Origin of the sequence: Defluviimonas sp. D31 (assembly GCF_033436765.1) — a bacterium.
GTDB lineage: Bacteria > Pseudomonadota > Alphaproteobacteria > Rhodobacterales > Rhodobacteraceae > Albidovulum.
In genome coordinates this window covers 496291-521979 of the sequence record NZ_JAWQFN010000002.1, presented here as the reverse complement: position 1 = coordinate 521979, position 25689 = coordinate 496291, and the positions used below count along the sequence as shown (strand labels likewise).

General features: G+C 66.0%; 22 protein-coding genes and 1 tRNA gene. 10 read left to right on the top strand and 13 right to left on the bottom strand.

Annotation, left to right across the window (positions count from 1 at the left end):
• Positions 1-3: 3 nt before the first annotated feature.
• Both R5H32_RS06330 and R5H32_RS06325 read right to left on the bottom strand, forming a co-directional pair.
• Positions 4-1521 carry a trimethylamine methyltransferase family protein gene (locus R5H32_RS06330; RefSeq protein ID WP_318337830.1) on the bottom strand — a complete coding sequence of 506 codons (1518 nt, stop codon included), beginning with the start codon at positions 1519-1521 and terminating at the stop codon, positions 4-6.
• Positions 1518-3590, bottom strand: coding sequence for an FAD-dependent oxidoreductase (locus R5H32_RS06325; RefSeq protein ID WP_318337829.1), 2073 nt, complete (start codon positions 3588-3590; stop codon positions 1518-1520). The genes R5H32_RS06330 and R5H32_RS06325 overlap by 4 nt, the downstream gene beginning before the upstream one ends.
• A 119-nt stretch (positions 3591-3709) precedes the next feature.
• Between R5H32_RS06325 and R5H32_RS06320 the strand changes: the two genes are divergently transcribed.
• On the top strand, positions 3710-3850 hold the full coding sequence (locus R5H32_RS06320; RefSeq protein ID WP_318337828.1) for a hypothetical protein: 141 nt from the start codon (positions 3710-3712) through the stop codon (positions 3848-3850).
• Between the two features lie 229 nt (positions 3851-4079).
• Here R5H32_RS06320 and R5H32_RS06315 read toward each other — a convergent pair whose 3' ends face one another.
• From R5H32_RS06315 to R5H32_RS06295, 5 genes are all read right to left on the bottom strand, one after another.
• Complete coding sequence (locus R5H32_RS06315) at positions 4080-6389, bottom strand: ATP-binding protein (RefSeq protein WP_318337827.1); 2310 nt, start codon at positions 6387-6389, stop codon at positions 4080-4082.
• A gap of 103 nt (positions 6390-6492) precedes the next feature.
• Positions 6493-7674: an RsmB/NOP family class I SAM-dependent RNA methyltransferase gene (locus R5H32_RS06310; RefSeq protein WP_318337826.1), complete on the bottom strand. Its 1182-nt coding sequence runs from the start codon at positions 7672-7674 to the stop codon at positions 6493-6495.
• Between the two features lie 254 nt (positions 7675-7928).
• On the bottom strand, positions 7929-8597 hold the full coding sequence (locus R5H32_RS06305) for an ureidoglycolate lyase (protein WP_318337825.1): 669 nt from the start codon (positions 8595-8597) through the stop codon (positions 7929-7931).
• On the bottom strand, positions 8594-9190 hold the full coding sequence (locus R5H32_RS06300; RefSeq protein ID WP_318337824.1) for an HD domain-containing protein: 597 nt from the start codon (positions 9188-9190) through the stop codon (positions 8594-8596). Before R5H32_RS06300 ends, R5H32_RS06305 begins: the two co-directional genes overlap by 4 nt.
• A complete protein-coding gene (locus R5H32_RS06295; RefSeq protein ID WP_318337823.1) occupies positions 9187-10332 on the bottom strand; it encodes a TauD/TfdA family dioxygenase in 1146 nt (381 codons plus the stop codon). Before R5H32_RS06295 ends, R5H32_RS06300 begins: the two co-directional genes overlap by 4 nt.
• 105 nt (positions 10333-10437) lie before the next feature.
• Between R5H32_RS06295 and R5H32_RS06290 the strand changes: the two genes are divergently transcribed.
• Positions 10438-11298, top strand: a complete 861-nt coding sequence (locus R5H32_RS06290; protein ID WP_318337822.1) for a LysR family transcriptional regulator — start codon at positions 10438-10440, stop codon at positions 11296-11298.
• Positions 11299-11482: 184 nt separating this feature from the next.
• Here R5H32_RS06290 and R5H32_RS06285 read toward each other — a convergent pair whose 3' ends face one another.
• The 5 genes from R5H32_RS06285 to pdxH form a co-directional block, all read right to left on the bottom strand.
• A complete protein-coding gene (locus R5H32_RS06285) occupies positions 11483-15163 on the bottom strand; it encodes a vitamin B12-dependent ribonucleotide reductase (RefSeq protein WP_318337821.1) in 3681 nt (1226 codons plus the stop codon).
• A gap of 521 nt (positions 15164-15684) precedes the next feature.
• Positions 15685-15761 (bottom strand) — tRNA-Pro (locus R5H32_RS06280).
• Positions 15762-15801: 40 nt separating this feature from the next.
• On the bottom strand, positions 15802-16281 hold the full coding sequence (locus R5H32_RS06275; protein ID WP_318337820.1) for a DUF192 domain-containing protein: 480 nt from the start codon (positions 16279-16281) through the stop codon (positions 15802-15804).
• Positions 16278-16811 (bottom strand): cold shock domain-containing protein, encoded by a 534-nt coding sequence (locus tag R5H32_RS06270; protein WP_318337819.1) that lies wholly within the window; start codon positions 16809-16811, stop codon positions 16278-16280. Before R5H32_RS06270 ends, R5H32_RS06275 begins: the two co-directional genes overlap by 4 nt.
• Before the next feature lie 107 nt (positions 16812-16918).
• On the bottom strand, positions 16919-17524 hold the full coding sequence (gene pdxH / locus R5H32_RS06265) for a pyridoxamine 5'-phosphate oxidase (protein ID WP_318337818.1): 606 nt from the start codon (positions 17522-17524) through the stop codon (positions 16919-16921).
• Between the two features lie 142 nt (positions 17525-17666).
• On the opposite strand from pdxH, the gene fabI reads away from it, so the two are divergent.
• From fabI to R5H32_RS06235, 6 genes are all read left to right on the top strand, one after another.
• A complete protein-coding gene (gene fabI / locus R5H32_RS06260) occupies positions 17667-18503 on the top strand; it encodes an enoyl-ACP reductase FabI (RefSeq protein ID WP_318337817.1) in 837 nt (278 codons plus the stop codon).
• Positions 18500-19006 (top strand): xanthine phosphoribosyltransferase, encoded by a 507-nt coding sequence (gpt, locus tag R5H32_RS06255; protein ID WP_318337816.1) that lies wholly within the window; start codon positions 18500-18502, stop codon positions 19004-19006. Before fabI ends, gpt begins: the two co-directional genes overlap by 4 nt.
• 161 nt (positions 19007-19167) lie before the next feature.
• On the top strand, positions 19168-19383 hold the full coding sequence (locus R5H32_RS06250) for a hypothetical protein (protein ID WP_318337815.1): 216 nt from the start codon (positions 19168-19170) through the stop codon (positions 19381-19383).
• Positions 19384-19481: 98 nt separating this feature from the next.
• Positions 19482-19673: a hypothetical protein gene (locus R5H32_RS06245; RefSeq protein ID WP_318337814.1), complete on the top strand. Its 192-nt coding sequence runs from the start codon at positions 19482-19484 to the stop codon at positions 19671-19673.
• On the top strand, positions 19670-20182 hold the full coding sequence (locus R5H32_RS06240; protein ID WP_318337813.1) for an imm11 family protein: 513 nt from the start codon (positions 19670-19672) through the stop codon (positions 20180-20182). Before R5H32_RS06245 ends, R5H32_RS06240 begins: the two co-directional genes overlap by 4 nt.
• A gap of 201 nt (positions 20183-20383) precedes the next feature.
• The gene (locus R5H32_RS06235; RefSeq protein ID WP_318337812.1) at positions 20384-21562 is read left to right on the top strand and encodes an aminotransferase; all 1179 of its coding nucleotides are present in this window, start codon (positions 20384-20386) and stop codon (positions 21560-21562) included.
• 4 nt (positions 21563-21566) lie between these two features.
• On the opposite strand, the gene R5H32_RS06230 is transcribed toward R5H32_RS06235, so the two are convergent.
• A complete protein-coding gene (locus R5H32_RS06230; protein ID WP_318337811.1) occupies positions 21567-22142 on the bottom strand; it encodes a hypothetical protein in 576 nt (191 codons plus the stop codon).
• A 147-nt stretch (positions 22143-22289) separates the two neighbouring features.
• Between R5H32_RS06230 and R5H32_RS06225 the strand changes: the two genes are divergently transcribed.
• Positions 22290-24143 (top strand): peptidylprolyl isomerase, encoded by a 1854-nt coding sequence (locus tag R5H32_RS06225; protein ID WP_318337810.1) that lies wholly within the window; start codon positions 22290-22292, stop codon positions 24141-24143.
• A gap of 11 nt (positions 24144-24154) precedes the next feature.
• Positions 24155-25666 carry an anthranilate synthase component I gene (trpE, locus tag R5H32_RS06220; RefSeq protein WP_318337809.1) on the top strand — a complete coding sequence of 504 codons (1512 nt, stop codon included), beginning with the start codon at positions 24155-24157 and terminating at the stop codon, positions 25664-25666.
• The last annotated feature ends 23 nt before the right edge of the window (positions 25667-25689 follow it).

Sequence of the window (25689 nt, the reverse complement as noted above, 5' to 3'; positions counted from 1 at the left end):
CCCTCAGTTCATTGGTGCGCCGCCGGCTTCCTTGCGGCGGGCGACATAGTCGTCGAGCGCGTCGGCCACGGCTGGGTCGAGCGCGGGTTCCTCGTATTCGGCCAGAAGCGACTTCCAGACCGCGTTCGCGCGGGTTCGTGCGTCGCAACCGCCGCGTTCAAGCCAGGTCGGGTAGTTGTCCCAGTTGGACAGCAGGGGGGCATGAAACGCGGTCTCGTAGCGCTCCATCGTGTGCGCCGTGCCAAAGAAATGCCCGCCTGGCCCTGCCTCGCGGATCGCGTCCAGAGCGAGTGCATCGGGCGAGGTGTCGATGGGCGAGAAGTAGGCGTCCATCATCATCAGGAGTTCGGCGTCGAGGATGAGCTTCTCGAAACTGGCCGTTAGTCCGCCATGCAGCCAGCCTGCGCCGTGCTCCAGAAGATGCGCTCCGCCCATGAGCGCGCCCCAGAGCGCCATCTGACTCTCATAAGCCGCCTGCGCGTCGACCTCGTTCGCCGCCGTCACGTTCGATGAGCGGAACGGCACGCCGATATGGCGGGCGAGCTGTCCCGAGGCCTGTGCGGCCTTGACGTATTCCGGCGTGCCGAAGGCGGGGCTGCCGGAGCGCATGTCGACGTTCGACGTGAAGCCTCCGTAAAGGACCGGCGTGCCGGGGCGGACGAGCTGGGTCAGGACGATCCCCGCCAGCGCCTCGGCATGCTGCTGGGACAGCGCGCCCGCGAGCGTCACGGGCGCCATCGCTCCGGCCAGGGTAAAGGGCGTGATCGCCAACGCTTGCCCGTGTTCGGCCATCGCGATCAGCCCCTCGGCCATGGGCACGTCGAGCTGCAGGGGCGAATTGGTGTTGATGACCCCGACGAGGGCTGGACGTTCCGCAAGCCTCTCCGTTGTCGTGCCGAGGGCGATCGCCGCCATCTCGATCCCGTCCATGGTGCGCGCGCGGCCGAGCGTCTGGCTCTGCCAGGTCTTGTCAAGAAGCCCGATCTGCGCGCGGTAGATGTCCAGGTGCCGGGTATGCGCGGGCAGGTCCATCGGCTCGAACGGCCCGCCGCCCTCCTGATGGATCACGTTCAGGACCTGGACGAGCCGCATGTAGTCGCACATCTCGGCGAAAGTCCCGTCGCGGCGCCCCCGGTCGTTGTCCATCACATAGGCCGGCCCGCCGACCGAGGTGTAGACGCAGACCTCGCCGCCAACGGTTACGTCATGCGCGGGATTGCGGGCATGGAGCGTGAAGTGTTTCGGCACCGTGGACAGGTGTTCGGTGACTAGTTCCGGATCGAGCCGCACGAGCTCGCCCGAGACATCGGCTCCGGCCCTGGCGTAGATTGCCCGTGCGGTGCCGTCGAGCACGCGCATGCCGAAGCGGGCAAGAATGTCGAGCCCGGCCTGATGGATCGCCGCGACCTGATCGGCGCTCAATACCTCGATGGGCGCATAGGGACGCGGCCGCTGGCCAAATCCCGACTGCGGCATGTTCGCCGCACCATTCCGGCTTCTGCGGCGGGTGCGGTTGGTCACTGCGCGGCCTCCCCACAGTCGTCAAGCTCGCGCATCGCGAATGGCGCATCGCGGCGGATCCGCGGCGTCGCCGCGGCAAGCTCACGCGCCGCGCGGTGGGCCTGATAGACCGCATGCGCGATGGCGCCTGGCGCATTGGCGTCGCCCGTGAGGATCAGCGACTTTGGCCCCCCGGCCCCAGCCAGCGCGTCGTAAAGAGCCGAGCCCCCCGCGCGCTGGCCGACGATGACGAGTGAGCGCGCGGCGATCTGCCGCCGTTCGCCCGTGAAGATCTGCGCGAGCGACAGGATCTCTCCGTCGAAAGCCTCGACGATCTCAAGGGTCCGGTACGCGATCCCGGCCTTTAGAAATGCCTGGTGCACAAGCGGCTGTTCGTTCGTCATGACGCCCCAGGACTGGGCGCTTCCGGCGCTTGTGACATAGGTCGTACCGAGGCCCCGCGCTGCCAGATGCTCGGCGACGGCCGACCCCATGTAGTAGTTGTCGAAGTCGAAAACCGCAACCGGACCTTCGATCTCCGCGCCGGCCGCGATGTCGTCCGGGGTGTAGACACGGGGGGCAGAAAGGCACCTCGCCGGAATCTCGTTCGCACCGCAAAGGTTCGTGGCCCAGCGGGCGCCGGTGGCGATGACCACATGATCGGCGCCGAAGTCGAGCACGTCCGCGGCCTTAATCCGGCTTTCGGGGTGAAGCGCCACGCCCGGCAGCTTTCGAAGCTGGCCAAGCCGGTAATCGACGACCCTGAACCATTGCCGCAAACCCGGCAGCCGGCTTTCCCACAGCAGCCTGCCGCCAAACTCGCGCTGCGCCTCGGCGACCGTCACGCGAAAGCCACGGCGGCCGAGCGTAAGTGCAGCCTCGAGCCCGGCGGGGCCACCGCCGACGATCAAGACCGACCCCTCGGCGTCCCGACGGACGATCTCCGGATGCCAGCCGCGCCGCCATTCCTCTCCCGCCGTCGGGTTCTGGGTGCAGCGGACCCATACCCCGTCATGCCAGGACGAGATGCAGATGTTGCAACCGATACATTCACGGATGTCGTCCTCGCGCCCTTCCTCGATCTTACGAGGCAGGAACGGATCGGCGATCGACGGTCGTGCGGCGCCGATGAAGTCGAGGACTCCGCGCCGGATCATCGAGACCATGGTATCGGGCGAGGTGAAACGCCCAACGCCGACGACAGGCTTGTCGGTGAGGGTCTTGACGAAGTCGACTGTGGGTTCGTGACTGCCCTCGGGCGAGAAGCGCGAAGGCGAGCAATCCGTGGCGGAATAGTCCATCTTGACGTCAAAGAGGTCGGGGGCGTCTTTGAGATGCGCAATCACCTCGTGCGCTTCGGATGGCGCGACTTCGGACGGACGCGACCGGAGTTCCTGGAGCGAAATCCGCAAGGCGACCGCGCAACGCCCGCCGGTCGCCTCGCGCACCGCGTCGATCAACTCCTCGGTCAGGCGGACGCGGTTACTGACCGAGCCGCCGTAGGCGTCGGAGCGGTGATTGTAGTCCGAAAGCAGGAATTGGTAGGGCAGATAGCCCATCCCGGCATAGACGTAGAGGATGTCGAACCCGGCTCGTTCAGCCCGTTTTGCCGCCTCGGCATGCCAGCGGATCAGGTTACGGATATCGCCCGCGTCCATGACCCGGGGGCGGGCGGATGACATGAATCCCACATGCGTGGCCATCCAGGGTACGCCCGATGGCGACAGCGGAGCGTGCCGCGATGTCCGGTTCACCGCGGCCGCGCCACCGTGCCAAAGCTCCACCGCCGCGAGCGCGTCGTAGGCGTGGACCGCATCCGTCATCACCCGGTGTGCCCGGATGTCGGCCTCGTCCCAGAGTGAGGCGAAGGGGAACGGGCTGTCGTCGGACGAGGGATGGACCGAACAGGCACCGGTCGAGACGACGGCCCAGCCACCCTCGGCCTTCATGCCGCGAAAGGCCGCGCGGACATGGGGGTTCGCGTTGGTCATGCCGGAGGCATGTGGCACCTGGAAGAACCGGTTCTTCGCGGTTTTCGGACCGATCCGTACAGCGTCGAGCAGCAAACCGAAGCGATCAGACCGGGCCATTGGAGACACCACTGTTGAACTGTCGTATAGTTACCGGATGGGTTGAGTCTGTCAAGCACGACGGCACTATCAGGCAAACCCCGCTTGAGGCGGGACAGGGGGCTCGGTAGCGTCCTCACATGACCAAACCCAGCCCGTTCAAGTGGTTCAAGACCAGCACCGAGATCATCCGCCTTGCGGTTATGATACCCCCCGAGAGCGTTTTACCTATCCGGCTGCGTCGGAATTTTCCTTTTTTTGAGGTTATACGGGAGGCCTGAGCAATGGCCTCACCACCCCAACCGGTCCAGATTCGGCTTCCACCTCAGCTTCGCTTCATCGTCTGTCCGATCGAGTTCCGACTTCCAAAGTCCACTCAAACCGCCCCTCCACGATCGAGACCGCGTGCTCAAAATCACTTGACCGGGAAGCCCTGTTACCGAAGCGCTTACGCACCGTCACCGCATTCGTTCGATTACGTTAGATCTGGTGCGTACCAGCACCTGCGGATCACTGAACCTGATCCTGAACAATCGCCGTCAACTCACTTAATGAAAACGGCTTAGGCAGGAAAACAGAGTTCGGAATTTGTTCCCTTGTTTCGGTCAGGCTCTCCTCCGAGTAGCCGGAAACGAACACGACACGCGTATTCGGTCGCGTCTTCAAGGCCTCCTGCACCCAGCTGGGACCGTCCATACCCGGCATGATCACGTCCGTAACAAAAACGTCGATCGCGAGCGCATCATCCTCGAGAGTTTTCAAAGCCTCTTCACCGCTCTCTGCTTCAAGCACCGAATAGCCACGCATTCGAAGCGCTCGGCTTGCAAAGGCACGCACGGGCGCTTCGTCCTCCACCAACAGAACAACCCCTTCCCCCGACCGCGAACGACCGCGCGGAGGCGGAGACGACTCCTTCACCACAGATTCCACTTCGTCGGCCTCGTGAACAGGGAAATACAGTGTGAAGGTCGAGCCCTGCCCAAGAATGCTGTCACAGAATATGTAGCCGCCGGTCTGCTTGACGATTCCGTAGGCTGTCGAGAGACCCAGGCCGGTTCCCTCGCCCTGACGTTTTGTCGTGTAAAAAGGCTCGAATATCTTCTGCAGTTTGTCTGGTGCGATCCCGACGCCGGCGTCGGTCACCCGCACTGCGACGTAGTCGCCAGGAGGAATTGTGGCGCGATCTCGCTGGAACTCATCGAAGATCGTCTGCATCTCGGTTTCGATCCGAATCTCGCCCCCATCCGGCATCGCGTCTCGGGCGTTCACGACAAGGTTCATGATCACTTGCTCAAGCTGACGCTTGTCTGCTCGGATCGTACTCAACGACGGGTCATGGATAAGGGTCAGGCAGATCCGCTCGCCGACGAGGCGGTTGAGCAGATGCGCCAGGTCCGACAGCGCGTCGCGCAGGTCTATAACTTGCGGCTTCAGCGTCTGCTTGCGCGAAAACGCGAGGAGCTGACCGACAAGGCTCGCCGCACGGTTCGCGTTCTGATTGATCTGGACAAGGTCAGCATAGTCCGGGTCGCTCCGATCGTGGCGAAGAAGCAGAAGGTCGCAATGACCCGATATCGCCGTCAGGAGGTTGTTGAAATCATGCGCCACGCCGCCGGCGAGCTGACCGATCGCCTGCATCTTCTGGCTCTGGACGAATTGCGCCTCAAGCGTCTTCAACTGGGTGGCATCCGACAGCACCGCCACCAGCGCCGGATGCCCCTCCTCGACCGTCCGCATGAGCGTTACCTGCAGATAGACATCCGCTTCGGCATTTCTGACGCGCAAGACCTCCGGACGCCGGTCGGCGCGCCCCGCCAGAGCGTCGGCGAGCCAGTCGTCGACGGGGCGTCCCAGTCCTTCAAGCAGAGCGGCAAATCCGGTTCCCGGCGCGATTTCGCCCAGGAGATCGCGGGCTTCCCGGTTGGCCTCGCGCAATTCTCCCGCTGCGCTCAAGCGCAGGAGCGCGACCGGAACGGTCTCGAAGGCTGTCGGGTCGCTGGTAAACGGCGTGGTGCCGTCAGACGCTGGAAGCAGGTAGATTTCACGCCGACCGCCGGCGCTCTCGATCTGCGCAGCGACCGCGCGGATAGGACCTTCGGCGCTGGTGATCACATGCTCCTGACCAGGGCGAACGGGCAGATCGTTGAAGATGCGGTCGATGGTCTTGACCCTGTCACCCAGCAACCGCCGCAACGCCTCGTTCATGAAGAGAACCGTTCCGGTCTTCGATACCGTCATCATCGGCAGACTGATCGTCTCTGCGCCCCGTCCGCCAACCGATCGCTCGGCCATGTCCTCGAGCCGCCACAGGAACGCCCCCTCACCGATCCGATGCACCGCGAGCCGCACATGCCCGCGCCGGGTCACCAGATCCTCCCGCGCCGAACCGAGAGCTTCGGCCCGGTTCTGCATCCGGTGCAGAAGCGCGGCGGGATTTGCGAAAACTTCGCTGAGGGTGCGGGTCAAGGTCAGGCCGCCGCGGCTTCCGAACCTTTCCAGCGCGGCGCGGTTCTGCGTGCCGATCTCTCCGTCGCCATCGGTCGTGAAGCTCGGCGAGGCGTCGTTGGCGATGAAGTCGGCGATCTGCTGGTGCAGGTCGGACCGAGCGTGACCGTGACGCAACGCGAGGCCACCGATCAACGCTGAGAGCGCGGCGAAGGCGCCCGCGGCGGAAAGGACGGCGATGCCCGCGATGTGGTCGGCAGCGAGCCAGGCCGCGACCGAGGACAAAGCCGCCGCGGCGACGAGATAGGCGTTGCGCGGCGCCAGCAGCAGCGCCGCGCGGGTCAGCGGATGCGGAGAGAGCGCCGGGTGCGACACAAGCGTGGCTCCTTTCAGATTCGGTCCCCGCAATTGGGGTCCGAATTGCTTAAGTCGCAATTAATCGACAAAAAACACAACCATTAAGTGTTCTTTGCTCTCCTCAATCGCGCATCAGCAAGGCGCTGAAAAACCCGTCGCTGTCGTCGAGTGGCGAATAGAGACGTTTCTCGACCAGCCGCCATCCGGGCGTGCGGGCGAGGAATGCGGCGACCTGCGCCCGGTTCTCTGCACCCAGCAACGAGCAGGTCATGTAGGCAAGCGATCCACCGGGCGCTACATGGCGGGCTGCGGTGTCGAATATCCGGGCCTGAAGGCCGACAAGCTCCGCAAGCCGTCCCGGCCCAAGAGTCCACTTCGCCTCGGGCGCCCGGCGCCAGGTTCCACTGCCGCTGCAAGGCACGTCGATCAGCACGAGGTCGAACGCGCCGGTCGCGAGCTGCGCGCTGTCACGGATCTCGATCCTTGCACCGGCGCGGCGGGCGCGCAGCGGCAGATCCCGCATCCGGGCGGGGGCGGCGTCATGGGCGACGTAGCGCCCGGGATTTTGCGCGGCCATCGCGAGCGACTTGCCGCCGCCGCCGGCACAGAAGTCGAGAACGCGCATCCCCGGCTTGAGCGGAAGCGCCTCGACGGCCGCTTGGGGGGCAGCGTCCTGCAATTCCACCAGACCGTCGGAATAGGCACGGGAATTGCGGATTTTCTGTGCGTTTCCAGTTACTTTCAGCGCATGGTTCGCAAGCGGATGCGGGATGCTCTCGATCCCTTCGCGTGCCAGAGCCTCGCGAATGTCGGCGCGGCTGCCGCGGGCGGCGTTGGCGCGGAGGATCACCGGCGCGCGGTGGCGCATCGCCTGCATCACTTGCGCGAAATCCTCGCCGAGAGCGTCGCGGAGCGCGGGCGCGAGCCAGTCCGGACAGTCGAGTGCCAAGAGCTCCGCCAGTGCTTCATAGGATGGTGCCGAGGCGAGGTTGGCCGCTTCCTCCGCACTGAGCGGAGCTGGCGCGTAGCCCTCGCCGGAGAACACTTCACCGACCGGTCGCCCCTCGACCCTGAGCGCACCGATCATCAGCGCCCGGCCGCTTGCGGCACCCCCGGACAGGGCCACGAAAGACCGCCGGCAACGCAGCGCGTCGAAAACGTGATCGCGGATGGCGGCGCGGTCCCCGGAACCGGCAAAGCGGTGCGCCCGCGCCCAGCTCGTCAGCGCCTGTTCCGCCGCCGTACCACCAATGATGCGGTCGAGGATCTCTATCGCCGCGCCGATCCGGGCCGCAGGGGTCATCGCCGTCCATCCGCTTCGCTGTGGGACCGCTGCTCTAACGGTGTCCCCTGGAAAATGCCACGACCACAGGCGCGGGCCGTCGCGCCGCATCGGCGCGGGCGCAACCTATCGCGGTGCTCGGCCGGAGGGAAGCCGGTGCCGCCTCTGCGGCGCCCGGACGCTGGCGCGGATCGTCTGCTGCCTCTTGGCCAAGATCGTCGGCGGTCTCGAAACGCAGACCGTCCAGGAGGACCAGACAGTTCCGCGGCATGGTGTTAGAGATCGCGGACCCTGTCGGCCCGAAGCGGGCAGCAAAGATAGACGCCGAACTCCCGGCCGATATCCGCACTCACGCGGGCATGGACGCGACCCTGCCGGTCGAGGAAGCGTTGCTCATCCTCCACCGGAAAGACGCCTTCGTGCCAGATGCCCGCATGGATGTAGATGCCATTGGAGCCATCGCTCCAGAAGGCGACGACCTTCTCGGGCGAGAGGTTGTCGCCGGGCAAGGCGGCGGGCACGATGAACGGCTTTCGGTCCAGGGGATAGAAGAGCTGCCCGCCATCGGGATGGTAGTTCATGTGCCACAGCAGCACCTGGTCCCGCGCGGCCGTCCGCCGATCGGTCCGCGCCTGTTGCGGATCAGCCGACCAGCCGAGAACGTAGTGCCCGTTCACGGCCTCGTTCTCGCCGTAGAGCACGTCACCTTGCCAGTTGCATCGGAACGTGCCCTCAACATGGCCGCCCTCGTCGCCCGTGCCCTCGTCGATCGGCCGCCAGCCCTGCTGCGGCCAGCGCGTGATCTCGATCTCGAACCTGTCGGGATCGTCGACGAGGCAGCCGTAGCCCCTCAGCGAGGCGTCGGCTGCCCTTATGAGCGGCACCTCGTGCCACGGCAGCGAGGGCTTGCTCGACGCTTCGAAGATGTATTCCGGCTTGCTCATGCCGTGGTCCCGCTATGGGCATCCACGATGCGCTGCACCATCGGCGCGAAGTGGCGGAAGGGCGGCGTCTCCATGTCCGCCCGCTTGCCCGCCTCGTCGAGATAGCGGACCTGGATGATCTGCTTCAGGTTCGGGTTCTTCTCGAACTCGGCGACCTCTTCGGGGCTCATCGGGCCGCCCTGAAGGTTTAGCGAGTGGATCGAGGCCTCCGACAGGCGCTTGAAATACTCCGGCTTCGTTGCGCAGAGATAGCGCTTGGCGGCGACGTGGTAGCGGACGCAATCGGTCACGACGGTCGGGAAGAACTGCTCCAGCACCTTCGCGCCGGCCTCCTCGTGGTAGCGGTCCTCGGTGTCCTCCATCGTAAAGGTGCCGAATTCGCTGGTGAAATGGCCGATGTCGTGAAGAAGTGCTGCGACGACGATGATCTCGTCCTGGCCGTTCTCCTCGGCGATCGTCGCGCCCTGCAGCATGTGTTCGGCCATTGTCACCGGCTCGCCGAGATATTCCTCGCCGCCCCGGCGCTCGAAGATGTCCTCGAGGAAGGCGACGATGTTCGCAGGGGTGAGCGTGGAGAAATCCGGCCGGGTCATTCGGCGGCCTCCGCGAACGTGCCGCTGAGTGCCGCGAGCTTCGACAGGAGCCCGTCCTTGTCGGCGTAGCAGCCCTGGAGCCAGCGGGTTCCCGTGCCCGAATAGCCCTTGCGGGAATGGAGGACGCGGGTGTTGTCGACCACGAAGCTCTCACCGGGATTGAGCCGGAAGGTCACCTCCATCGCCGGGTCGTCGATGATCTCGCCGAAGCGGCGATAGGCGGCGTAATAGGTCTCCATCTCGTCGAAAGGCACGTCGGTGATCGCCGCCGTGGAGCGGTTGTTGAACCGCACCGCAACCAGCTCGCCATCCGGCGAAAGCTCGATCATCGGCCGGCGCGAGCGCAGCACCACGCCCTCCGAACCGGCATATTCGAACCGGGCGCAATGGCGCGAGAGGACGTCGAACCAGTCGGGGTTCTCCGCCTTCAGCCTCTCGGCCGCGCGGAAACCGTCGACGACCATGTTCTCGCCGCCCGCGGCCGAGCTCTCGAGGCAGTAGAGCACCTGCACCGAGGGCACCGGATCGCGGTAGGGGTTGTCGGTATGGGCCTGCAGCCCGAGCCCGGTATAGGCGAGATTGGTCGGGTTGACTTCGGTCCGGACCTCGAAATGGCGGCCGTAATTGGTCTCGCGCACATAGCCGAAGAGACCCACCACGTCGAAGAGCGCGCCGTCACGAACCGGGCCGTTCGTGAGCTTGCCGAAGCCATAGCGCGCGACTTTCGCGAGCCAACCGCGCAGGGCTGCGGGGTCGGATTTCACGACGGCGAAGTCTGCTACCGGAACGGCGCACATGAGGCCGTTGTCCCAGGTCTCGATCCCCGGCGCGGTCCGGCCCCTGCCCTGCGCATGGGCGCGGTCATAGGCATGAGCAAGAAGCCAGGCGATGTCGTAGTCGACCGTCTTGCCCTCGGGCGTGAAGGTCACGCGCAGCTTGTCGCCCGCGATCTCGGCCGATGCGATCGCCGTCTCGGCGGGAATGTCGCGGAGCGCGATCAGCCGCTGGCCATTGCCCGGCGAGCGGGTCTCGGGATCCCAGGCATTGTCCCGGAGCCAGATCGCATGGAAGCGGACGGGCGCGGAACCCCCGGTGGACAGCGCGACGGAGCGCGCGTCGGCGGCAAGGGTGGCGTCATACATGGCGAAGCTCTCTCGTGTTCGCGGGGAGTGTTTCCGCTGGCACTGTCCCCGGTTTCATGCATAAACACAATTAAGCTGTTTCCGCACCAAGGGAACGTTTTCGTTATGCCTTCTGCCGCACTCGACAACCTGCCGCTGGAATGGATCCGCGCCTTCGAGGTCGCCGGCCGCACCGGCAGCTTCACCGCCGCCGCGCAGGAAACCGGCCTCACCCAGGCCGCGATCAGCCAGCGTATCGGCCATCTCGAGGAGCGGATCGGCACGAGGCTCTTCACCCGCAAGCCGCGCGGCGTGGCGCTGACCGTCGAGGGCGAGGCCTGGCTGCCCTATGTCACCAACGCCCTGACCATGCTCCGGCAGAGCTCCGACGATCTCTTCGGCGTGCGCCATCGCAAGATCGTGATCCTCGCCAGCGCCTCGGTGATCCAGCTCTGGCTCGCCCCCCACCTCGCGGCGCTCGATCCCGGCGTACGGCTCGATATCTCGTTCTCGACCATGATCCTGCAATCCGACTTCGACGAGCAGGACGCGACGGTCCAGGTCCGCTACGGCGACGGCAACTGGCCCGACCGCTACCGGGTCCGGCTCTTCGCAGAGAGCCTGAGCCCGGTCGCCGCGCCCGCGCTCGCGACCGGGGAATCGTGGCATGACCTGCCGAAGATCGCCCTCTCAGGCCCGCGCTCCGGCTGGCAGGAATGGGCGCGCCAGACCGGCGATCCGGCGACACCGGTGCCGACGCTCCGGTTCGACAGCCACGCGGCGGCGCTGGCGGCTGCCGGCTGCGGCCTCGGCGTGCTGCTGGCCTCGCTGCCGCTCGCTGCCGAGGCGCTCGCGGCCGGGCGGATCGTGCGGTTGAGCGAGCGGACGCTCGCGCCGCGGGAAAGCTACTGGATGACCGCCAGCAAGAGCGCCATCAGCAAGCGCCAGTGGGAGAGCCTCGCGGCGGCGTTCGGGGAACCCGGCTAGCCGACGAACTACCCCGCCATTCGGACCGTGCAAAGGAAAAGGGGGCCAGCTGGCCCCCAGTTTCGCCGTCCAGGCTCGTGATTGATACCGCTCGGTTTTTTGCCTGTGTCCTGAACGTCGGTGAGGGGCGAGCGCACCCGCCCCGGATAGGGTCACCGGAGTGACCGGTAATCGCTGCCCCGCGTCAGCTGCACCCGGAGGTTCCGCCGCAGGTGTTGCACTTCATGCAGGTGCCGTTGCGCACCAGCGTGTAGTTCCCGCATTCGCCGCAGGGATCACCCTCGTAGCCCTGCATCTTGGCTTTGGTGCGGGCGTCCATCGACACCGTGCCCGTGGCGATCGCCGTGGTGGAGGTGGCCAGCACCGCCTGCCCGCCCGGCACCAGCGTGTTGAGCGCCGCGACCGGATCGCCGGCGAGCGCCGTCGCCCCCATGCCGCCCTGCAGCACGATCAGTTCCTGCGGTAGGCGCTTCCGGAGATACCCGGTCGACGAGATCTGCTTCAGCACCTCGAGCGATTTCGACGCGGTCTTCTCGCTCACTTCCGCGACGTTCGACTGGCCCTCGTCCTTGCCACCGCCGAGATCGTCGAAGCTGGCGCCCTGCGGCTTCACATGGGCGAGGTCGGTGCGGTCGAGATAGCTCACCGCCAGTTCGCGGAAGATGTAGTCGAGGATCGAGGTCGCGTTCTTGATCGAGTCATTGCCCTGGACCATGCCGGCCGGCTCGAACTTGGTGAAGGTGAAGGCGTCGACGAATTCCTCAAGCGGAACACCGTATTGCAGGCCGACGCTAACGGCGATGGCGAAGTTGTTCATCATCGCCCGGAAGCCCGCACCTTCCTTGTGCATGTCGATGAAGATCTCGCCGAGCGAGCCGTCCTTGTACTCGCCGGTGCGCAGATAGACCTTGTGGCCGCCGACGATGGCCTTCTGGGTGTAGCCCTTGCGGCGCTCCGGCAGCTTCTCGCGATGCGAGCGGACGATCTCCTTGACCAGGATCTTCTCGACGATTTTCTCGGCCAGAACCGCGGCCTTTTCCTGAGCCGACCCGGTGGCAAGGATCTCCTCGGCCTCCTCGTCGTCCTCGACGAGCGCCGACGCCAGCGGCTGGCTGAGCTTCGAGCCGTCGCGATAGAGCGCGTTGGCCTTGATGCCCAAGGACCACGAGAGGTCGTAGGCCGAGAGCGTGTCCTCGATCGTGGCGTTGTTCGGCATGTTGATCGTCTTGGAGATCGCGCCGGAGATGAACGACTGCGCAGCGGCCATCATGCGGATGTGGCTGTCGACGCTGAGGAAGCGCTTGCCCTTCTTGCCGCAGGCATTCGCGCAGTCGAAGACGTTGTAGTGCTCCGCCTTCAGATGCGGCGCGCCTTCGAGCGTCATGGTCCCGCAGACATGGTCGTTCGCGGCCTCGATCTGCTTGCGGGTATAGCCGAGGTGGCGCAGCAGGTCGAAGGTCGGATCGTTCAGCTTTTCCGCCGGAATTCCAAGGGTTTCCTGGCAGAACTTCTCACCGAGCGTCCACTGGTTGAAGACGAAGCGGATGTCGAAGGCCGAGGGTAGCGCGGCCTCGATCTTGTCGAGCTCCGCCTGACCGAAGCCGTGGCCGATCAGCGAGGTGTGGTTGATGCCGGCGCAGTTGCCCAGGGACGCGTGGCCGACGGCATAGGCGATGATCTCCTCGATCTCGGCCGAGCCGTAGCCGAGCGTCTCCAGCGCCGCCGGCACCGAGCGGTTGATGATCTTGAAGTAGCCGCCCCCCGCGAGCTTCTTGAACTTCACCAGCGCGAAGTCCGGCTCAATCCCGGTCGTGTCGCAGTCCATCACGAGGCCGATCGTGCCGGTCGGCGCGATCACCGTCGCCTGAGCGTTGCGGAAGCCGTTCTTTTTGCCCAGAGCCAGCGCCTCGTCCCAGGCGGATTTCGCAAGCTCCACAAGGGTTTCGTCGGGGCAGTTCGCGTGATCGAGCGGCACAGGCTTGACCGCGAGATCCTCGTAGCCGCCGGCGCGTCCGTGGGCCGCGTTGCGGTGGTTGCGGATCACCCGCAGCATGTGCGCGGCGTTCTTGGCGTAGGACGGGAAGGCGCCAAGCTCGCCCGCCATCTCGGCCGAGGTGGCGTAGGAGATGCCGGTCATCAGCGCGGTCAGCGCGCCGCAGAGCGCCCTGCCCTCGTCGCTGTCATAGCCGAGCCCCATGTTCATCAGGAGCCCGCCGATATTGGCGTAGCCGAGGCCGAGCGTGCGGAAGTCGTAGCTGCGCTGGGCGATCTCCTTCGAGGGGAACTGCGCCATCAGCACCGAGATTTCCAGCGTCACGGTCCAGAGCCGGGTGGCGTGGACATAGGCCTCGGCGTCGAAGCGGCCCTCCTTGTAGAAGGTCAGGAGGTTCATCGACGCGAGGTTGCAGGCCGTGTCGTCGAGGAACATGTACTCCGAGCACGGGTTGGAGCCCCGGATCTGCCCGTCGGCCGGGCAGGTATGCCACGCGTTGACGGTGTCATGGAACTGGATCCCGGGATCGGCGCAGGCCCAGGCGGCATGCCCGATCTGTTCCCAGAGGTCGCGCGCCTTCACGGTCTTGGCGACCTTGCCGTCGGTGCGGCGGATCAGCTCCCAGTTGGCATCGTCCTTCACGGCCTTGAGGAAGGCGTCGGTCACCCGCACCGAGTTGTTGGAGTTCTGGCCGGAGACCGAGGCATAGGCTTCCGAATCCCAGTCGGTATCGTAGGTCGGGAACTCGATCGAGGCATAGCCCTGCTTGGCGTAGTCGAGCACGCGCTTGACGTAGGTTTCCGGAATCGCGACCTTCTTGGCCGACTTGATCGCCGCCTTCAGCGCCTCGTTCTTGGCCGGATCGACGGCATCCTCGGTCGAGCCGTCCCACTGGCGGATCGCCGCAAAGATCTCGTTGAGCTGGCGCTCATGCATCTTGGAGCCGGCGACCAGCGCGGCGACCTTCTGCTCCTCGATGACCTTCCAGTTGATGAACTGCTCGATATCGGGGTGATCCATGTCGCAGATCACCATCTTGGCCGCGCGCCGCGTGGTGCCGCCCGACTTGATCGAGCCCGCCGCGCGGTCGCCGATCTTGAGGAAACCCATCAGGCCCGAGGACTTGCCACCGCCCGAGAGCTTCTCGCCCTCGCCGCGGAGCGACGAGAAGTTGGTGCCGGTGCCCGAGCCGTATTTGAAGAGCCGCGCCTCGCGGACCCAGAGGTCCATGATGCCGCCGTCGTTCACGAGGTCGTCCGAGACCGACTGGATGAAGCAGGCATGGGGCTGCGGATGCTCATAGGCCGAGTTCGACTTGACCAGTTCGCCCGACTGGAAATCGACATAGAAATGGCCCTGGCTCGGCCCGTCGATGCCGTAGGCCCAATGGAGACCGGTATTGAACCACTGGGGCGAGTTCGGCGCGGCCATCTGCTCGGCCAGCATGAAGCGCATCTCGTCGTAATAGGCGCGCGCATCGGCCTCGGTCGAGAAATAGCCGCCCTTCCAGCCCCAGTAGGCCCAGGCGCCGGCGAGCCGGTCGAAGACCTGCTTGCCGGAGGTCTCGCCGGCGAAGCGGTCGTCTTTGGGCAGCTTGGCCAGCGCGTCGGTGTCGGGAACCGACCGCCACAGGAACTCCGGAACGCCCTTTTCCTTGACCTTCTTCAGCCGGGCCGGAACGCCCGCCTTCCGGAAATACTTCTGCGCGAGCACGTCAGACGCGACCTGGCTCCAACCCTCGGGCACCTCGACGCTGTCGTTGCGGAAGACGACCTTGCCATCGGGGTTTCGGATCTCCGAAACCGTGGTGGTGAACCCGATTTCGGAATAGGCGTCGGCCCCTGCCTTCGTGAATTTGCGTTCAATCTTCATGTCTGCCCCGTCTTCCGTCACGTTATCACTTGCACGGCACACTCTCTGAGGAGCTTGGCCGTAACCGCTGCCCAAGGATGAGCGCAGGTACAAGACATCCTCAGCCGCGGATCGCTCCACTGCAGATGGGCCGTATGATCTTGCGGCCGTGATCGCTGATGTTCTGTCCCCGTCGCGTCGACCACTAAATCTTGTGGCAACCCCGTCGGCTCATACAAACTGGCGTATGGAGCGGGTGCGGGTCAACAGAATTTTGAGGTTTTTTCGGACAGATTTTGGTTGACCGGCCAAGCCGCCCGCCCTGCCCGCTCCGGCACCCGATTCACCCACAGCGGCAAAACGCCGATCGGCCGGCGGGAAATCGCTTGTTTGCAAGGGCGTTGGCGCCGCCCGTTACGTCACGCGCGCGAAACCATCCACAGCGGGCAAGCCAAGTCGACTCGCGGCAGTCTCGTCTGCATTCCGTGACAAATTGACGACGGTCGACCGTCTGGAGCTGGTCCGGGCTTTTTCATTCAGGATGGTCGGGGCGAGAAGATTCGAACTTCCGACCTACGGTACCCAAAACCGTCGCGCTACCAGGCTGCGCTACGCCCCGACGCCTCGTCTCTAGCGGCTTGGCTCGCCAAGGGAAAGAGCTAAGGTTGCCCGCAAGGCCAAAGCGCTGCCGCCTGGTCGAGCCGGGGATGGCGCAACTCGGCGCCCGGCACGAGGCCGAGTTCGGCCGCGCGCCCTCCAGCGATCTCTAGCACCATGAGCGTGCGGGACGGACCGGGAATCGGCGTCTCGTCACCCGGCACCGCCATGGAATGGATGCCGTTCACCCGGCCGTCGGCGCCGATGAAGATCATGTCGAGCGGAATCAGGGTGTTCTTCATCCAGAACGCGACCCCCTGCGGCCGCTCGTAGATGAAAAGCATACCGGCATCGGGCGCGAGCGACTCTCGGAACATCAGGCCCCGGGCGCGTTCCTCTGCATCGTCGGCGATCTCGATCTTGAATTCGGTGGAACCGTCCGGCCAACGGAACGCCGCGACATCATCGCCGCAGCCTGCCGTTGCCGGCCCTGCGAGGCATGCGGTGGCAAGGAACGTGGCGGCGACGGCCCTGGGCGTCATTTCTTCTCGCGCTGCGCGGCTTCCCACGAAGCAACCTGCGCAGCCATGCGTCCGCGCTTGCCTTCGATCACCCTGAGGCAGACCGCCTCGCCGGGCTGGAGGTCGGCGAATCCCGAACGGCGGAGGATCTCGATATGGATGAAGACGTCCTCGGGGCGGCCATAGACATTGGCAAAACCGAAACCCTTGGCCTTGTCGAACCACTTGACGCGCGCCGGTTCGAGCGGAAGCGCTGCAATCTCGTCGGCATCGCTGTCGCCAAGATCCTCGATCGGCACCATATGCTCGTTTTCCGGCGGCAGGATCTCGCGCACCTCGACGGCCTGCGCGCCGCGCGCGGTCTGCTGGACGATCACCGTGATTCGCGCATTGTCGGCCACCGAACTCTGGCCGAAGTTCCTCAGAACATTGGCGTGAAGCAGGATGTCACCGCCGCTGCCGTCGGCGATGATGAATCCAAATCCCTTGGCTGGGTCGAACCATTTCACGCGGCCGATGACCTCGTGCTGGCTCTGTTCTTCTTGCGTCATAGTCTGTTATTTCCCATTCCGGCCCGCATCTCGCCAATGGCGTTCAGAAGGTCGGTTTCAAGTTCACGCACATAAGGTCAACTCACTGGCAAAGCACCAAACGACGATCAGGGGCTCAACCGTGTTACGGTCCACTCCTCCTCAACTGCCGCACGGCGCCACTGGAAGCGGTCGTGCAGCCGAAAGGCCCCATCGGCCCAGAACTCTATCTCCAACGGCTTGAGCCTGATTCCGCCCCAGAAGGGCGGCCGCTCGGGTGCGACACCATGCACCGCCGTCACTCGTGCCACTTCGGCCATCAACCTGCCCCGTGAGGCAAGCGGTTGCGACTGCCGCGACGCCCAGGCGCCAAGCCGGCTCTGCAACGACCGTGAGGCGAAATACTCGTCCGCCATTCGCCCCTCCTCGCGACTGGTCAGACCCCGTACACGGATCTGCCTGCGAAGTGATTTCCAGTGCATCACGAAAGCCGCCTTCCCGGCAACATCAATTTCGCGCGCCTTGGCCGAACCATAGTTCGTGTAGAAGAGAAAGCCGTCCGCCTCAATCTCTTTCAGGAGCACCATGCGGGCATTCGGCAACCCCCCGCCGTCGACCGTGGCCAGGGCGATCGCGTTGGGATCGTTCGGTTCCGTCGCCTCGGCGTCGGAAAGCCAGGCGCGCGCGATGGCGAACGGGTCATCGCCGGCGAAGATGCCGCTGCGGTCGGTCATTGACTGCCTCTCCCTCTTCGCTCGCCCGCCGGTTCACCGGTCTGTCGGCGGCTCCGTTGTTGGTCATTCCGGCCCGCACTTGAAGCAGGTTGGAAGTTAGCCTAATGCTTCCGAACTCGATACAAAAGTAGCCGGGGATAAAATGGCGACCAAACTGATGGCGGGAAAGCGCGGCCTCATCATGGGGCTTGCGAACGACAAGTCGATCGCCTGGGGCATTGCCAAGGCCTGTGCCGAGCATGGGGCCGAGCTCGCCTTCTCCTACCAGGGTGATGCGCTGAAGAAGCGGGTGGAGCCGCTCGCCGCCGGGCTCGGCGTCACCGAACTGGTCGAGTGCGACGTCTCCGACGCCGCCTCGCTTGACGCGCTCTTCGCGCGGCTGGAAAAGGTCTGGGGCAAGCTCGACTTCGTCGTCCATGCGATCGGCTTCTCCGACAAGAGCGAGCTGCGCGGCCGCTACGTCGACACCGGCGCCGAGAACTTCCGCATGACGATGGACATCTCGGTCTATTCCTTCACCGCCGTCTGCAAGCGCGCTGCGGCGATGATGCCGGACGGTGGCTCGCTCCTGACGCTGACCTATTACGGCGCGGAACGGGTGATGCCGCATTACAACGTCATGGGCGTCGCCAAGGCCGCGCTCGAGGCCTCGGTGCGCTACATCGCCGAGGATCTCGGCAAGGACGGCATCCGCTGCAACGCGATCTCGGCCGGCCCGATCAAGACGCTCGCCGCCTCCGGCATCGGCGATTTCCGCTACATCCTGAAGTGGAACGAGCTCAACTCGCCGATGCGTCGCAACGTCAGCCAGGAGGATGTCGGCAAGTCGGCGCTCTACCTCTTGTCCGATCTCGGCTCGGGCGTCACCGGCGAGACCCACCACGTCGATTGCGGCTATCACGTCGTCGGCATGAAGGCGGTGGACGCGCCCGACATCGACGTGGTGACGGGGCGCGGAGGCAAGGAGGCGGCACAATGAGCGATCGGCTGCCGCATGAGAAGGGCTTCCACGTCTCCTGGGACCAGATCCACCGCGACGCGCGGGCGCTGGCCTGGCGGCTCGACGGCAAGGGTCCGGACGGCGGCGCGTGGCGCTCGGTGGTGGCGATCACGCGGGGCGGCATGGCGCCGGCGATGATCGTCAGCCGCGAGCTCGACATCCGCGTCGTCGACACAATCTCGGTAAAATCCTACAACCACCAGGACCAGAGCCAGCCGCGCGTGATCAAGGCGCCGCAGGCCGAGATCATGGGCACCGATGGCGAAGGCGTGCTCGTCGTCGACGACCTCGTCGATACCGGCAAGACGCTGGAACTGGTGCGCAAGCTCTATCCCAAGGCGCATTTCGCGACCGTCTACGCCAAGCCCGCGGGCCGGGCGATGGTCGACACCTACATCACCGAGGTGAGCCAGGACACCTGGATTTTCTTCCCCTGGGACATGGCTTTGCAATACGTCCAGCCCTACCGCGGTTCGGACTGACGCCTGCGCCCGGCCGGACCTGCGGATGCCTCCGGCGGGGGTATTTCGGCAATGAAGAATGGCGGGTGCAGCCACAGAGTTTCAAGCGGGCGCCCTGCCGATGACGGTGGCAAACCGCCACGCCGCAGATCCTGCCCGAACCTCCAATCCGCGACCAGACCATGCCGGGCACCTTAACCGTGCGCCTCGAGCCCGAGGCGTGGGGGAACTCGCCGGATCGCGCCACTACGGGCCGGGTGATCGCCAACTTCCGTCAGGTGGTGAAAGAGGGCGAACTGCGCATGCATCCGCAGATCGGCGGGCTTGTGGAGAAGGAGATGCTGGAGAAGATGCGTGAGGGGCAGGCTGCGTCGTCTGCGGGCGCAAGGCCCGCGTAGAAAGCAGCGCGGCTGCCCTTCCCCGGATCGGCGGGGGCAACCGCAGGGTCGGCCGACCATCTTCTGACCGGCGCAAGCAGAACCAAAGGAGCGGACAAATGGGGATCATCATTGGCGTCGATATCAACAAGCCGGACCGGTCGCTGGATACGCCGGCGGGCGCCGCGAACCGGCTGACCAAACGGATTGGCGACTATCTTGAAAAGATAAGGAGCGACCCGACGACCGCCAGAATTTTGCGATTCGCGATGCGCATCTGGCGGGGCAACCTAAGCCAGCCATCGACATGACCGCCGACATCCGCGCGCAGGTGCCGGAGGATATGATCCCTCCCCTTCTGATTGCCAGCAGCAATGTGACCTTCCACGATTATGAGGGCGGGATCGGCTATACCGGCCCGATCGTAAGCCAGGCCTTCAGGGACGCGGTCGAGAGCCTCGACAAGGATGTGCATCAGTTCGTCCCGGTCGAGATCCGCCGCAAGGATGGCGGGCTGCATGACAGGCGGCCGTTTTACATCCTTCGCGTCACCCGGCTCTTGGACACGATCAATCTGGAGGAAAGCCCGCAACTGCAGCGGGCCGGCGGCAACCTGAAGAACGAGCCAGTGACCGAGAGGACCATTTTTCTGACCCACAGGTCGCCCTTTGCCGTCCACGCCGACCGGATCGGAGGGATGGGCCTCTGGCAAGACAAGAGAGGCCCAGGCGACCTCTTTGTCTCGCAAAGGCTCGTGGAACTCATCAAGGCCCGTGGCCTGACCGGGTGGCGCGCCTGGTCTACCTTCACCGAACTCTAATTTCCGGGAGGCGTTGAAGATGTGCTGTGCCCCGAGCGCCTTGAAGACCCTCTGCCGAAGAAAGGCTCCACGGAGGGCCTGGACGCCACCTGCCAATTCATGGCCGCAGGCGTGCCATTGGCTCCGCAATGGGCGCGGCGGTGCTTGCCGCCGGGACGCCGGGCGTATTTAACTTCGGGGCGCTCTTAAGCCGGAGGACCGATGCCCCTGCCTCTCAATCCCGACATGGCCCGGACCTTCCCGCCCCCGGTGATGGAGGCGCGGCGCTGGCTCGACGGCGTCACCTTCCCGCCCGACCGGCCCTTGATCAATGTCAGCCAGGCCGCGCCGATGGAGCCGCCGCCGGAGGGGCTCCGGCAGGCGCTCGCCGAGGCCGCGCTCAACGATCCGGCGGCGCATCTCTACGGGCCTGTGCTCGGCCTGCCGGCGCTCCGGGCCGAGGTTGCGGCGCAGTGGTCGGCGGCCTATGGCGGCGAGATCGCGGCGGCGGAAGTCGCGATCACCCAGGGCTGCAACCAGGCCTTCTGCGCGGTTATGGCGACGATCGCCCGGACCGGAGATGAAGTTATCCTTCCAACCCCATGGTATTTCAATCACAAGATGTGGCTCGACATGCAGGGGATCGGCGCGGTCCCGCTTGCGACCGGGCCCGGGCTGATCCCCGAGGCCGAGGCGGCGGCGCGTCTGATCACCGACCGGACCCGCGCCATTGTCCTTGTCACTCCGAACAATCCCGGCGGGGTCGAGTACCCGGCCGAAACCCTGCGCGCCTTCTATGAGCTCGCACAGGCGCGGGGCATCGCGCTGATCCTCGACGAGACCTACCGCGACTTCGACTCGCGCTCGGGCGCGCCGCACGACCTCTTCGCCGATCCCGACTGGCGGGGCACACTCGTCCATCTCTATTCCTTCTCCAAGGCCTACCGGCTGACCGGCCACCGGGTCGGTGCGATCGTCGCCGACCGGGCGCGGCTCGCCGAGGTCGAGAAGTTCCTCGACACGGTGGCGATCTGCCCGAGCCAGCTTGGCCAGATCGGCGCGCTCTGGGGGATGCGCAACCTCGGCCAGTGGGTCGCGGGAGAGCGCGCCGAGATCCTCGCCCGCCGCGCCACGATGACCGCGGGGATCGCGCGGCTCGAGGGCTGGCGGCTCCACGGCTGCGGGGCGTTCTTCGCCTATGTCGAACACCCCTGCCCCGTCGCCGCGCCCGAGCTTGCGCAGCGGCTCGTGCGCGAGGCGGGCGTGCTCCTCCTGCCCGGCACGATGTTCATGCCCGAGGACGACCCGGCCGGCGCGCGCCAGCTGCGCATCGCCTTCGCCAATATCGGGATCGCAGGCATCGGCGCGCTGATCGACCGGCTGGCCGCGTTCCGGGCCTGAGTCCTCAGAGGGCCGGGGAGAGGTCGGCGGCGGCCGGCGCCGACCCCATCAGACGCCTGAGGCGCGGCGCGACCACGAGGAGCGCGCCCGCCATCCCGAGGCCGAGCGCAAGCGCGTAGAGCCCGAGGAACCCCGAAAGGCCGAGCGCGCCGGCGAGCGGTTTCGCAACGCCGAGGAAGCTCGCGTAGAGCCAGGACACCGAGGACACCGCGCCGAGAAGGCTCGCCAGTAGGGCGCAGGACCAGTTGCCGCCGCGCGGCCCCTTCAGCATCGGAAACAGGATCCAGTGCAATGCCGCCCCGTTCAGCGCGAGGACGGTGACGACAACGATCTTGGCCACGAGTTTCGGCCGCGCCCCGATCTCTGCGGGCGAGTAGCCGGTGTCGAGCCAGATCACCGCGGCCCCGGTGACGAAGAGCGCGGCGAGCGCCCATGCGACGCTTCGCGCGTTCTTGGCCAGCGCATCGAGGTCGAGACGCTGCGCGCGCAGGAAGCGCATATCCTCGCTCATCACGAGGTAGAGGGCTGTGGCGAAGCCCATCAGGTGGCCGAGGATCAGAAGGACGCGAAGGGTTTCCATGGGGGGTCCGATGATTCTTGATTATTTTAATCGGGTATTTGTTCCCCGATATCCTGTCAAGGCGGACCCTGTCCGCGACGAGCCTTGCCCCGCCCTGCCCGCTGGCCTAAACACCGTGGGAACTGGTCTTTCGGGAGAACCGCCGCCATGTCGAACCCGCTGCGCAGCAAGAAGCGCGGAAACACCATCATCTGGATCCTCATGGCGATGCTGATCCTCGGCCTTGGTGGCTTCGGCGCACGAAATTTCGGCGGCTCGGTCCGAACCATCGGCACCGTCGGCGAGCGCGAGGTCGACTTGCGTGACTACGCGCGCATGCTGAACCGCGAGATCGCGGCGGTCTCAGCCCAGCTCGGCCAGCCGGTGAATTTCGCCCAGGCGCAGTCGCTCGGCATCGACCGGTCGGTGATGGCGCGGGTGATTGCCTCGGCCGCGCTTGACAACGAGGCCGACCGGATAGGCCTGTCGGTGGGCGACGGCGAGGTCCGCAAGCACATCCTCGGGATCGAGGCATTCCAAGGGATTGATGGCACGTTCGACCGCGACGCCTATACGCTGGTGTTGAAGCAGGAGGGACTTGGCGAGGCCGAGTTCGAGTCCAAGCTACGCGACGAGACCGCGCGGACGCTGCTTCAGGGCGCGATTCTTGGCGGCACCGCCGCACCCGAGGCGGCAGTAAACCGCACCGCCGCCTGGCTGACCGAAACCCGCAACTTCACGCTTGCCGAACTTGCAGCGTCGGACCTCGCCGAACCGGTCCCGGCGCCGACCGAAGCCGAGATCAAGGCCTATTACGACGCCCATCCCGAGGCCTTCACCCGGCCCGAGACGCGGCGCATCAGCTACGTCTGGCTGTCGCCCGAGATGCTGGAAGGCAAGGTCGAACTCGACGAGGACGCCTTGCGCGCCAGCTATCAGGAACGGATCGACGAATTCGTCACGCCCGAGCGGCGGCTGGTCGAACGCCTGGTCTATCCGAACGAAGAGGCGGCCGAAGCCGCCAAGGCGCGGTTCGAGGCGGGCGAGGTGACGTTCGAGGATCTCGCGCGGGAGCGCGGGCTGACCCTCCCGGATACCGATCTCGGCGAGATGTCCGAGGCGGCACTCGGCGCGGCCGGCGCGCCGGTCTTCGCGCTGGAGGAACCGGGCGTGGTCGGGCCGCTGCCGTCGGACCTCGGACCGGCGCTCTACGCGATGAACGGCATCCTCGAGGCGCAGGAAGTGACCTTCGAAGAGGCCCGCCCGGACCTCGCCACTGAGGCATCCGCCGACCGGGCGCGGCGGATGATCGCGGACCGGACCGACGCGATCGAAGACCTGCTGGCGAGCGGTGCGACGCTCGAGGAGGTCGCCGACGAAACCGAGATGGAGCTTGGAGAGGTCGCGTTCGATGCCACGACCGAAGACGGGATCGCCGCCTACAGCGCCTTTAGAGATGCCGCCCAAGCTGCGACCGACGCGGACTTCCCCACCCTTACCGCGCTCGACGATGGCGGTGTGTTCGCGCTCCGGCTCGACGGGATCGACGCTCCGGCGCTGCGGCCGCTCGACGAGGTCAGGGACGCCGCGGCCGAGGCCTGGACCCGCGACGAGACCCACAAGCGCCTCGTGGCGCGCGCCGATGAGGTCAAGGCCGAGCTTGAGGCCGGCAAGGCACTGGAAGCGACCGGGCTCGTGACGACGCGCTACGAGGATTTCGCCCGCGGCGGCTTCCTCTCCGGCGCGCCGGCCGATGTCGCCGAGCAGGCGTTCACGCTCGCCGAGGGCGAGGCGGCCGTCGTCGAGACGCCCGAAACCGTGCATGTCGTGGCTCTGACCGGGATCACGGCCGCCGCCGCCGACGGCCCCGAGCTGACCCGGGCGCGTGACGCGCTCGAGGTGCAGTTCGGCCAGTCGCTGGCGCAAGACATGTTCGAGCTCTTCACCGAAGCCCTGCAGGCCGAAGCCGGCATCCGCATCGACCAGGCGGCAGTCAATGCCGTCCATGCCCAGCTGAACTGAAGGAAGCGTCCGTGGCTCTGATCCCGACTTTCGAGGCCTTCGAGGCCGGCTGGACCCGCGGCGAGAACCAGCTCGTCTTCGCCCGCCTCGCGGCCGATCTCGACACGCCGGTCTCGCTGATGCTGAAGCTTGCCGACGCGCAGGCGATGAGCTTCATGCTCGAAAGCGTCACCGGCGGCGAGGTGCGCGGGCGCTATTCGGTCGTCGGGCTGAAACCGGACGTGATCTGGGAGTGCCGCGGCGAGCGGAGCCGGATCAACCGGCAGGCGCGGTTCGACGCCGAAGCCTTCGAGCCGCTCGACGGCCACCCGCTCGAGACGCTCCGGGCGCTGATCGCGGAAAGCCGGATCGAGATGCCCGAGGGCCTGCCGGCGATCGCGGCGGGGCTCTTCGGCTATCTCGGCTACGACATGATCCGGCTCGTGGAGCACCTGCCGAACGTCAAACCCGATCCGATCGGGGTGCCCGACGCCACGCTGATGCGCCCGACCATCGTCGCCGTACTTGACGGGGTGAAAGGCGAGGTGACGGTTTGCTCGCCGGCCTGGGTCGGCTCGGGTCTTTCGGCGCGTGCGGCCTATGCGCAGGCGGCCGAACGGGTGATGGACGCCGTGCGCGACCTCGAACGCGCGCCTTCCGGCGAGACGCGCTCGCTCGGCACCACGGCGCATCTCGGCCCGCTCACCTCCAACTTCACCCCCGAGGGCTACCGGGCCGCGGTCGAGAAGGCCAAGGACTACATCCGCGCCGGGGACATCTTCCAGGTCGTGCCCTCGCAGCGCTGGACCGCCGATTTCCGGCTGCCGCCCTTCGCGCTCTACCGCTCCTTGCGTCGCACCAACCCCTCTCCTTTCCTGACCTTTTTCAATTTCGGCGGCTTTCACATCGTCGGCGCCTCGCCGGAGATCCTCGTGCGGCTCCGCGGCGGTGAAGTCACCGTGCGCCCGATCGCCGGCACCCGCCCGCGCGGCGCCACGCCCGAGGAGGATCGCGCGCTCGAATCCGATCTCCTGGCCGACAAGAAGGAACTCGCCGAGCACCTGATGCTGCTCGACCTCGGACGCAACGATGTCGGCCGGGTGGCGCGGATTGGGACCGTGCGCCCGACCGAGAAGTTCATCATCGAACGCTATTCGCACGTCATGCACATCGTCTCGAACGTGGTGGGCGAGATCCGCGAGGGCGAGGACGCGCTCTCGGCACTACTCGCGGGCCTGCCGGCCGGCACGGTGTCCGGCGCGCCCAAGGTGCGGGCGATGGAGATCATCGACGAGCTGGAGCCCGAAAAGCGCGGCATCTATGGCGGCGGTGTGGGCTATTTCGCCGCCAATGGCGAGATGGACATGTGCATCGCGCTGAGGACCGCCGTGGTCAAGGACGAGAAGCTCTACATCCAGGCCGGCGGCGGCGTCGTCTACGACAGTGACCCCGAGGCCGAGTTCCAGGAAACCGTGAACAAGTCCAAGGCGCTGCGGCGCGCGGCCGAGGATGCCGGGCTGTTCGTCAGGCGCGGAAACTCCTGATACCGCGTCCAGGTGCGGGGCGC